General features: G+C 73.1%; 10 protein-coding genes. 7 read left to right on the top strand and 3 right to left on the bottom strand.

From position 1 onward, the window contains the following. Positions 1–2 precede the first annotated feature (2 nt). The 3 genes from LG396_RS38550 (at position 3) to LG396_RS38540 (ending at position 3,522) form a co-directional block, all read left to right on the top strand. On the top strand, positions 3–1,616 hold the full coding sequence (locus LG396_RS38550; protein WP_130457415.1) for an MFS transporter: 1,614 nt from the start codon (positions 3–5) through the stop codon (positions 1,614–1,616). Between the two features lie 389 nt (positions 1,617–2,005). Beyond that, on the top strand, positions 2,006–2,437 hold the full coding sequence (locus LG396_RS38545; protein WP_225798273.1) for a hypothetical protein: 432 nt from the start codon (positions 2,006–2,008) through the stop codon (positions 2,435–2,437). Between the two features lie 80 nt (positions 2,438–2,517). Then, entirely contained in the window at positions 2,518–3,522 is a 1,005-nt protein-coding gene (locus tag LG396_RS38540) for a DUF3048 domain-containing protein (protein ID WP_225798272.1), read from the top strand. Between the two features lie 18 nt (positions 3,523–3,540). On the opposite strand, the gene LG396_RS38535 is transcribed toward LG396_RS38540, so the two are convergent. After that, on the bottom strand, positions 3,541–4,530 hold the full coding sequence (locus LG396_RS38535; RefSeq protein ID WP_199790423.1) for a zinc-binding alcohol dehydrogenase family protein: 990 nt from the start codon (positions 4,528–4,530) through the stop codon (positions 3,541–3,543). A gap of 239 nt (positions 4,531–4,769) precedes the next feature. Between LG396_RS38535 and LG396_RS38530 the strand changes: the two genes are divergently transcribed. Beyond that, positions 4,770–5,315 (top strand): type 1 glutamine amidotransferase domain-containing protein, encoded by a 546-nt coding sequence (locus LG396_RS38530; RefSeq protein ID WP_018840835.1) that lies wholly within the window; start codon positions 4,770–4,772, stop codon positions 5,313–5,315. A 36-nt stretch (positions 5,316–5,351) separates the two neighbouring features. Here the strand turns inward: LG396_RS38530 and LG396_RS38525 are convergent, their stop codons facing one another. After that, positions 5,352–5,837 (bottom strand): hypothetical protein, encoded by a 486-nt coding sequence (locus LG396_RS38525; RefSeq protein WP_018840834.1) that lies wholly within the window; start codon positions 5,835–5,837, stop codon positions 5,352–5,354. Between the two features lie 96 nt (positions 5,838–5,933). After that, positions 5,934–7,028 carry an ATP-dependent DNA ligase gene (locus LG396_RS38520; RefSeq protein WP_027746010.1) on the bottom strand — a complete coding sequence of 365 codons (1,095 nt, stop codon included), beginning with the start codon at positions 7,026–7,028 and terminating at the stop codon, positions 5,934–5,936. A gap of 49 nt (positions 7,029–7,077) precedes the next feature. Here LG396_RS38520 and ligD point away from each other — a divergent pair, with 49 nt between their 5' ends. The 3 genes from ligD (at position 7,078) to LG396_RS38505 (ending at position 9,350) form a co-directional block, all read left to right on the top strand. After that, positions 7,078–8,088 carry a non-homologous end-joining DNA ligase gene (gene ligD, locus LG396_RS38515; protein WP_051642890.1) on the top strand — a complete coding sequence of 337 codons (1,011 nt, stop codon included), beginning with the start codon at positions 7,078–7,080 and terminating at the stop codon, positions 8,086–8,088. Positions 8,089–8,192: 104 nt separating this feature from the next. Beyond that, a complete protein-coding gene (locus tag LG396_RS38510; RefSeq protein ID WP_225798271.1) occupies positions 8,193–9,098 on the top strand; it encodes a Gfo/Idh/MocA family protein in 906 nt (301 codons plus the stop codon). Between the two features lie 78 nt (positions 9,099–9,176). Beyond that, on the top strand, positions 9,177–9,350 hold the full coding sequence (locus LG396_RS38505) for a hypothetical protein (RefSeq protein WP_018840830.1): 174 nt from the start codon (positions 9,177–9,179) through the stop codon (positions 9,348–9,350). The last annotated feature ends 129 nt before the right edge of the window (positions 9,351–9,479 follow it).

Here is a 9,479-nt window from a genome sequence, read left to right as displayed (position 1 = left end):
CCATGAGTACGAATCCTGAGCAGGCGGTGTCTGTTGATGGGAGTGATGGGGGCGGCGGGGGTGTGTTGGATGCGCGTCGTCTGCGTGTGATCCTGGTCGCTGTCTCGATGGCGTTGATGGCTGTCATTGCGTCGGTGTCGGGGTTGAACGTGGCCCAGACGGAGATGGCGGTCGACTTCGAGACGTCGCAGAGCACGGTGTTGTGGATTATCAACATCTACACGCTTGCGTTGGCTGCGTTGTTGTTGCCGCTCGGTGCGATCGGTGACCGGGTGGGCCGTAAGCCCATGTTGATCGGCTCGTTGCTGGTCTTCGGTGTGTCGAATGTGGTGGCGGCGTTCGCTCCGTCTGCCGGGGTGATGATCGGTGCGCGGGTGGCCAGCGGTGTCGGCGCGGCGACGATCATGCCCATCACTCTGGCTGTGATCACTTCGACGTTCCCCGAGGAGCGGCGGGGGAAGGCGATCGGGGTGTGGACGGGTGTCGCCGGTGGTGGCGGCATCCTGGGTATGTTCCTGTCCGCTTTCCTTGTCGATGTCGCCGACTGGCGCTGGCTGTTCGCTTTGCCGATCGTGCTGGTCGTGGTGGCTTTGGCGCTGACGCTGAAGTCGGTGCCCAACTCCCATGAGCGTTCCGGTCACCGCTTCGACACCACCGGTGCTCTGATCTCCGTGGTGTCCGTGGCTGCTTTGATCTTCTGTCTTCAGGAGGGGCCGGATCGCGGCTGGACCTCGGGCCTGACCCTGGCCAGTCTCGTCGTCGGTCTCATCTTCGGGGCGGTCTTCGTGGTCTGGGAGCTGCGCCGCCGGGACGCCTCGCTGCTGGATGTGCGTCTGTTCAAGGAGCGGGGCCTGGGCGGCGGTTCGATCACGCTGGTCGTGGTCTTCGGTGTCCAGTCCGGTATTTTCGTGGTCCTCTTCCCGTTCCTGCAGGCCGTGCTCGACTGGTCGGCGCTGCTGTCCGCGGCGTCGCTCATGCCCATGGCCGTCACGATGATGATGGCCTCCGGGCTGGCTCCCAGGCTGTCCGTGCAGGCCGGTCCGCGGGCGACGATGTCCGCGGGTATCGCGCTGACCGGTGTCGGCCTGGCGCTGATAGCTCTGCTGGTCTCCGTCGAGAACGGCTACCTGTCGATCCTGCCCGGCATCGTCGTCATGGGCTTCGGTATGGGCCTGGCCATGGTGCCCTCCACCGAGGCCATCACCCTGGCCCTGCCGCGTGAGAAACAGGGCGTCGCCTCCGCCCTGAACGACGTCACCCGCGAGTTCGGCACCGCCCTGGGCATCGCCATGCTCGGCGCGATCCTGTCGGCCGGATACAGCAACGCCATCGACGACAAACTCGACGGCATCCCCGAACAGGCCGCAGACCCCGCCCGCGAAGGCATCGCCACCGCCCTGGAAGCATCACCCAACGCAGGCTCCAGCGCCAACGACCTGATCGACATCGCCCGCCAGTCCTACATCGACGGATGGCAGCAAGCCCTGTGGGTAGGCACCGCCGTCATGGCCGTCCTGTTCGTCTACATCATCCTGCGCGGCCCGAACACACCCACCCCCACCACCACAGAAAACCAGGACAAGACGGAGGACCCCGAGACCGCCGCCGCCCACTGACCACACCCGCAACCACCTGCACCGTGCGGCAGCCGGTCCCCCGCTGGCGGGGAACCGGCTGCCGCACAGTCGCTCCCGGGCGCACGGCCCGCCGCAAACACACACAGCGGTAACGGCGTCCTGCTGGGCGCGCACGCCGCGCGGAGTCTCGATCGCCACCGGGATCGGGCGTCCTCGCTGTCGCCGTGGGCGGAGAGAAGGTTCAGGAGATCGAAACAGCAGACCTGAACAACGAGCCACCCCGCCATCCCCGCCCCCCACCGCCAACCATCCACGAACTCGTAAGACCTGCCGTTCGGAACTTCGCCGGGCCCGCGACGCGGCGGATCCCGGACCGGATCGCGGCCCGCCCCTCCCGTGCCGCGGCCGGGCGACTACGCTCGGCGCACATGACCTCCCGCGACGACACGGACATCGACGACACGGGCCTCGACGAGACCGAATTGACCGGAAAGACACGAAAGACCGGCATAGACACGACCGGCAGCGACGCGGGCGACCCCCACACGCCCGGCGCCGCTGACCCGGACGCCCTGTTCGACGACGAGGAAGCCGACGAACCGCCGCCGCCCCGGCTGACCCCGCGGCAGGCGCGCCGCGTGCGGGCCCTGACCTCCGCGGGCGTGATGGTGGCCGTCGGCGTGGCCATGGTGGTGCGGTTCCGGAGCGGGCCGTCGCTGCTGACGTTCGCGCTCTACGGCGGCGCGCTCATCCTCTCCGGCACCGCGATCATGCTCAGCCGCGCGGGCCGCACCCGCGTCGCGATGGCGGTGCTGGCCGCCGGCTTCGCCTTCGTCGTCGCCGACCAGCTCTCCCGCTAGGGCACAGACCCCGGCCACCGCCGCGGTAGACGGCCGCCGGGGCGGGTAGGTCACCGGTAGTACGCCGAGTGGGGGGTTCGTTGAACAAGAAGCATGCGGCCGCAGCGGCGGCACTCCTGGTGCCCGCGGTCGCCGTCACCGCGGTGCTGCTCGCCCGGTCGCACGGCGGCACCGAGGAGCCGGCGCACCGCCCCCAGGCCCGTTCCTCCCCCGCCTCCCCGTCCGCGTCCGACCCTCCCGCACCCGCCGAGGAACCGCCCGCGCCCGAGGGCCCGGTGCTGGGCGTGAAGCTGGACAACGCGGCGCCCGCCCGGCCGCACACCGGCCTGGAGGAGGCCGACGTCGTGCACGTGGAGCGGGTCGAGGCCGGCATCAGCCGCTTCCTCGCCGTCTACGCCTCCGGGCTCCCGGACGTCGTCGGGCCGGTGCGCAGCGCCCGCGAGACGGACCTGGAGCTGCTGGCACAGTACGACGACCCGGTGCTCGCGTACTCCGGCGCGCAGTCCAAGCTCAAGCCGTTCATCAACCGCGCCCCGCTGCGCCCGGTGCCGCCCGAGCAGCTGCCCGGCGCGTACTTCCGCGGCACCGACCGGCCCCTCCCCCACAACCTCTACCTGCGCCCCGAGCGCGTCACCGACGCCGCACCCGAACTCGCGGACATGAACGCCGCGTCGCTGTACGAGACCGGTGAGGCGCCGGCCGGCGGCCGGAGGACCGACGCGCGCACGGTGGACATGCCGGCCGCCAGCTTCACCTTCGACTGGTCGGCGGGGAGCCGCGGTTGGGAGGTCTCCATGGACGGCACCCCGGCCACCAGCGGCGGCGAACGGCTCGCACCGCCGACGGTGGTGCTCCAGGAGACGGTGATCCGCAAGGGCGGGTTCGGCGACCGGTGGGGCAACAACTCGCCGTTCACCGAGACCGTCGGATCCGGCGAGGCCACGGTGCTGCGGGACGGCCGCGCGTACGCGGCGGAGTGGGACCGGCCGACGGCCGCGGACCGCACGGTGTTCACGACGCCGGACGGCGACCCGATGCCGCTGGCGGAGGGCCAGGTGTGGGTGGTCTACGTACCGCGCGGCTGACCCGGCGACCGCCGGTGGTCAGCCGGCGGGCATCCGCAGCACCGCCGCACCCCTGACCCGGTCCGCCGCGAGGTCGTCGAGGGCGGCGTCCGCGCGGTCGAAGGGATACGGGGTGACGGTCGCACGCACCCCGTGCGCGTCGGCGGCGGCGAGGAACTCCCGGCCGTCGGCACGGGTGTTGGCGGTGACGCTGCGCAGCACGCGCTCACGGAACAGGTGCCGCTCATAGTCCAGTTCCGGGATGGCGGTGAGGTGGATGCCCGCCACGCTGAGCGTGCCGCCGGCGTCCAGCGCCGCCAGCGCGACCGGCACCAGCTCGCCGACGGGCGCGAACAGCACCGCGGAGTCCAGCGGCTCCGGTGTCGGCTCGCGGTCCCCCGCCGCCGTCGCGGCGCCCAGTTCCAGCGCGAGCCGCTGGGCCTCCGGGGAGCGGGTGCGCACGTGCACCTCGGCGCCCTGCGCGATGGCGAGCTGGGCGGTCAGGTGCGCGGACCCCCCGAAGCCGTAGAGGCCGAGCCGGCCGCCGGCCGGCAGCTCCGCCAGCCGCAGGGCGCGGTAGCCGATGATCCCGGCGCACAGCAGCGGCGCCAGGTCCTCGGCGGCGGGTTCCTTGGGCAGCGCGTACGCATACGGGGCGGGCACCACGGCGTACTGGGCGTAGCCGCCGTCCGCGTCCCAGCCGGTGTAGCGCGAATAGGGGCACAGGTTCTCGCGGCCCCGCTCGCACCACCGGCAGCGGCCGCAGGTGTGGCGCAGCCAGGGGATGCCGACGCGGGACCCGACGCGGCGCTCGGCGGCGGCGCCGGCTGCGACGACCTCCCCGACCGCCTCGTGGCCGGGGACGACCGGCGTCCGGTGCGGGGGGAGGTCGTGGTCGCGGACGTGCAGGTCCGTACGGCAGACCGCACACGCCTCCACCCGGACCAGCAGTTCGTCGGGCCCGGGCACGGGCACCGGCAGCTCCACCGGCTCCAGCCGGCCCTTCGCGGTGACGGCCCAGGCCCGCATGACCGTCGGCAGCGTCGCTCCCATGCCCCCATCCTCGCGGCCCCCCGTTCACCCCGTCCACGACGCGCCGGGCGGGTACTCCCGTCCGGCCCCGGATGCCCCGCCTGCCCGCCGCGGGGTGTTCGACCACGCCACGCCGGGTACCCGCGGGTCCCGCTCCCGGGAAGAGGCCGGAGGTGATCATCGGCAGCACGCACCGTGCTCCTGGAACACCGTGATCGTCGAAAGGACGTGCCCGTATGCGCATCGCATTTCTCGTCGCCCCCGAGGGTGTGGAACAGATTGAGCTGACCGAGCCCTGGCAGGCCGTCGTGGAATCCGGCCACACCCCCCGGCTGGTCTCCACCCGGCCGGGCAGGGCACAGGGGTTCGACCACCTGGACAAGGCGGACACCTTCGAGATCGACCAGGTCGTCGCCGACGCCACCGTCGACGAGTACGACGCGCTCGTGCTGCCGGGCGGCGTCGCCAACCCCGACTTCCTGCGGACGGACGAGGGCGCCGTGTCCTTCGCCCGGGAGTTCTTCCGGACGGGCAGGCCGGTTGCGGCGATCTGCCACGCGCCGTGGCTGCTGGTCGAGGCGGACGTCGTCCGCGGGCGCACGCTCACCTCGTGGCCGAGCCTGCAGACGGACATCCGCAACGCGGGCGGCACCTGGGTCGACGCACCGGTCCAGATCTGCGCCGACGGACCCAACACCCTGGTCACCAGCCGCAAGCCCGGCGACCTGAAGCCGTTCGGCGAGGCGTTCCTGGCGGAGTTCGCCAAGGCCGCGCAGAGCTGAGCCGGACGGCGGAGCCGAGCCGGGCGGCGCGGGGCGTCAGCCGCCCGGGCGGATCCTCGCCGTCCGGGTGACGCGGCGTACGCTCCACTCGAACCCGCCGCGGCACACCACCGCGTGCCGCTCGTCGGTGACGACGCCCTGGGTGCTGATGCGGGCCCGGTCGGCGGTGCCCGCGAGGACCGGGCGCAGCACCTGGGCGGCGGACGAGCTGAGCTTGCAGGAGGCGATGAGCCGGCCGCGGGCGGGCGCCAGGTACTCGAACGAGGCGGAGGCGCCGAGCGGCAGCACGCCGTCCAGCTCGCCGGGCGCGTCGCCGGCGGAGAGGATCGCGGCCAGCGCGGCCGCGTCGACGAGCGTGGCCAGGCCGCTGGAGTGCAGCGAACCGATGACGTTCCCGAGCACTCCGGGGGCCTCGACGGCGACCTCGGCGGCGCCGTCGATGGCGCGCAGCACCGTGAGGCCGGCCGTGCGGTGGGCGGGGACGGGCTCTAACAGCGAGCGCGCCAGGGCGGTGGCATCCATGGAGACATGGTGCCGGGGCCCGGCGAAGACGGCGGGGCCGGGAGGCCAACTCCGGCTGACCGGATGGTTCCCTTCAGCTGCCGGGGTGCCGTGCGCTCACTCCTGCCCGCGGGTGGCCAGCACCTCGTGCAGGTCGTACTTCACCGGCTCCTCCAGCTGCTCGTACGTGCAGCTCTCCGGGGTGCGGTCCGGGCGCCAGCGGCGGAACTGCGCGGTGTGCCGGAAGCGGGCCCCGTTCTCCATGTGGTCGTACGCCACCTCCAGCACCCGTTCGGGCCGCAGCGGCACCCACGACAGGTCCTTCTGCCCGCTCCACCGGCTCGGCGCCCCCGGCAGCCGCGCCGACTCGTGCGCGTCCTCCTTCGTCCAGTCGGCCCACGGGTGCGCCGCCTGCTCCTCGGGCGTGTCCATCCGCAGCGGCGCCAGCTCCTCGACCAGCTCGGCCCGCCGCTTCATCGAGAACGCCGCGCACACCCCCACGTGCTGGAGCACGCCCTTGTCGTCGTTGATGCCGAGCAGCAGGGAGCCGACCACGGGCCCCGACTTGTGCCATCGGAAGCCGGCGAGCACCACGTCGGCCGTGCGCTCGTGCTTGACCTTGACGAGCACGCGCTCGTTCTGCCGGTACGGCAGGTCGGTCGGCTTGGCGATTATCCCGTCGAGCCCGGCGCCCTCGAACTGCTGGAACCACTCCTCGGCGACCGCCGGGTCCAGCGTCGCCGGCGCGATGTGCACCGGCGCCCGGGCGTCGGCCAGCGCGCGCAGCAGCGCCGCGCGCCGCTCGGACTGGGGCGTGTCCAGCAGCGAGTCGTCGCCGAGCGCGAGCAGGTCGAACGCGACGAAGCTCGCCGGCGTCTGCTCGGAGAGCATCCGCACCCGCGACTCGGCCGGGTGGATGCGCTCGGTGAGGGCGTCGAAGTCCAGCCGGTCGCCGCGGACGATGACGATCTCGCCGTCCACGACGCACCGCTCGGGCAGGTTCGCCTTCAGCGCCTCGACCAGCTCCGGGAAGTAGCGCGTGAGCGTCTTGCCCGTGCGGCTGCCGATCTCGACGGCGCCGTCGCCCGAGCCGTCGCGGAAGACGATGGCGCGGAAGCCGTCCCACTTCGCCTCGTAGAGCATCCCGGGCGGGAGCTTCTTCTGCGGCTTGGCGAGCATCGGCTTCACGGGGGGCATCACCGGCAGATCCATGTGCGCAACGGTAAGGCGGGATTCGGACATCCGCCTTACCGTTGCGCACATGGGTGCAGCGATTCAGCTCCAGGCGGGCGACAGAACAGTGCGGCTGTCCAGCCCGGACCGGGTCTTCTTCCCGGCGAAGGGCTACACGAAGCTCGACCTCGCGCAGTACTACGTCGCCGTCGGCGACGGCATCGTACGGGCGCTGCGGGACCGGCCGACGACCCTCGAGCGCTATCCCGAGGGGATAAGCGGTGAGTCCTTCTTCCAGAAGCGGGCGCCCAAGAACACGCCCGACTGGATCCCGACCGCCCGCATCACCTTCCCCAGCGGCCGCTACGCGGACGAGATGTGCCCCACCGAGCCGGCGGCGGTCGTCTGGGCGGCCCAGTACGGCACGCTGACGTTCCACCCCTGGCCGGTGCGGCGCGGCGACACCGAGCACCCCGACGAACTGCGCATCGACCTCGACCCTCAGCCCGGCACCGACTACGCCGACGCCGTGCGCGCCGCGCACGAGATGCGCGCCGTCCTCGGCGAGCACGGGCTCACCGGCTGGCCGAAGACCTCCGGCGGCCGCGGGATGCACCTGTTCGTGCCGATCGCGCCGCGGTGGACGTTCGTGCAGGTGCGCCGCGCGGTGATCGCCGCGGGGCGGGAGCTGGAGCGGCGGATGCCCGAGCACGTCACCACCGCCTGGTGGAAGGAGGAGCGCGGCGAGAAGGTCTTCGTCGACTACAACCAGATGGCCCGCGACCGCACCATCGCCTCCGCCTACTCCGTGCGGCCGCACCCGCACGCGCCGGTCTCCGCGCCGCTGCGCTGGGAGGAGGTGGACGACGCCGAGCCGGACGACTTCGACCTCGTCACCATGCCGAAGCGCTTCGCCGAGGTCGGCGACGTGCACGCGGACATGGACGACCACGCCTTCGACATCACCTCGCTGCTGGAGCTGTCCGCGCGCCACGAGCAGGACCACGGCCAGGGCGACATGCCCTACCCGCCGGACCATCCGAAGATGGCGGGCGAGCCGAAGCGCGTACAGCCCAGCCGGGCGCGCCCGGAGGAGTGACGCGGGGGGCCGATGCGGCGGGGCGCGGCCCGTCCGGTTCCGGTCCGCGGCGGCAGCACGGGGCGGCCGGCCTGCGGCGCAGGGCGTGATCGTAGACTCTGCGCATGCGATTCGGACTCCTCGGCACCGGCCCCTGGGCGGAACGCGCGCACGGCCCCGGACTCCAGGCACATCCGCGGGCGGAGATCGCCGGCGTGTGGGGCCGGCGTCCCGAGGCGGCCCGTGCGCTCGCCGACCGCTTCTCCACGCGCGCGTACGACGACGTGGACGCCCTCTTCGCCGACTGCGACGCGGTCGCCGTCGCACTGCCGCCGGACGTGCAGGCGCCGCTCGCGGAGCGCGCCGCCGCGGCCGGCTGCCATCTGCTGCTGGACAAGCCCGTCGCCACCGAAGTGGCCGCCGCCAGGCGGGTGGTGGCCGCGGTGGAGCGCGCCGGGGTGGCCTCCGTGGTCTTCTTCACGCTGCGCTTCCGCGAGGAGACCGCCGGCTGGCTGGCCGAGCGGGCCGGCGAGGAGGGCTGGCTGCTGGGCCGCGCCGACTGGCTCTCGCCGGTCTTCGCCGGCGCCGACACCCCGTACGCGGCCTCGCCCTGGCGCGGCGACAAGGGTGCGCTGTGGGACGTCGGGCCGCACGCGCTGTCGATGCTGCTGCCGGTCCTGGGCGACGTGGACCCGGCGGCGCCCGGCGCCGTCACGGCCGCGCGCGGCCCGGGCGACACCGTGCACCTCGCGCTGCGGCATGCCTCGGGGGCCTCCAGCACCTGCACCCTCAGCCACACCGTTCCGCCGCAGGCCTCCGGGGTCACCTTGCAACTGCACGGCACGCCGGGCGTGCAGACCGCGCCGGAGCGGGACGACGCCGGGCCGGTGCCCGCGTTCGTACGGGCCGTGGACGCGCTGCTGGAAGCGGCGGAGACCGGCCGGCCCGACCCCCGGGACGTACGCCTCGGTCTGCGTGTGACCGAGATCCTCGCCGCGGCCGAGGAATGCCTGCCGACGGCGGGGGCGTGATCCTTCCGCAGCGGCACGCGCATTGTCCGAGGGTGTAGCCGCGCGCATACGGGGGACTCGTCGTGCGGAGGTGACGAGATGCTTCCCATCTTGCTGGTACTTCTGCTGGCCCTGCTCCTGTTCGGTCTGGGCTTCGCCGTGAAGGCGCTGTGGTGGATCGCAGTGGTCGTGCTCGTCGTGTGGCTGCTGGGATTCGTGATGCGCGCCACGCCGACGGGCGGTGCCCGGCGCTCACGCTGGTACCGCTGGTAGCCGTCGCCGCAAGGCCCCCGAAGGGCCAGCGACTTCACATCGAGACAAGGGCCGTGGGCCCCCCCCCCCCGGCGGGGGGCCCCCCCGGGGGGCGCCGGGGCGGGGGGGGGGCCCCCCCCCCCCCCCCCC

This window comes from Streptomyces aculeolatus (assembly GCF_020400605.1).
GTDB classification, from domain to species: Bacteria; Actinomycetota; Actinomycetes; order Streptomycetales; family Streptomycetaceae; genus Streptomyces; species Streptomyces aculeolatus.
This window is presented reverse-complemented; position numbering and strand designations above follow the sequence as displayed.